We start from the raw sequence: 240 nt of genomic DNA on the forward strand, positions 1-240 counted from the left end.
GTCCAACCGCTCGGTCAGAGCAGTGGTATCGACCGCCGTGTCCCGCTCAGCCTCCCTCGGCAAGGCGGCAAATTGCTGCTGAAGATCGGTGAAGGAACCTGCCACCGCCTCTGCCTTGATCTCGGCTGCCTGAACATTCTTTTCCAGAGCCGCAAGCTGCGCGCGGCTTGTATCGTCAAGCGGCGCCGGTGTCGGATTGGTCCGCAAATCGGCGATCTGCTGTTCCATATGCGCAAGCTG

The 240-nt window shown here is 61.2% G+C and carries 1 protein-coding gene; it reads right to left on the bottom strand.

Annotated elements, in window-relative coordinates; genetic code table 11:
- On the bottom strand, positions 1-228 hold a 228-nt coding region (locus tag SB822_RS60465; protein WP_410859568.1), incomplete at its 3' end, for a hypothetical protein.
- Positions 229-240 lie beyond the last annotated feature (12 nt).

Origin of the sequence: Paraburkholderia sp. SIMBA_054 (assembly GCF_046534875.1) — a bacterium.
Lineage (GTDB): Bacteria > Pseudomonadota > Gammaproteobacteria > Burkholderiales > Burkholderiaceae > Paraburkholderia > Paraburkholderia hospita.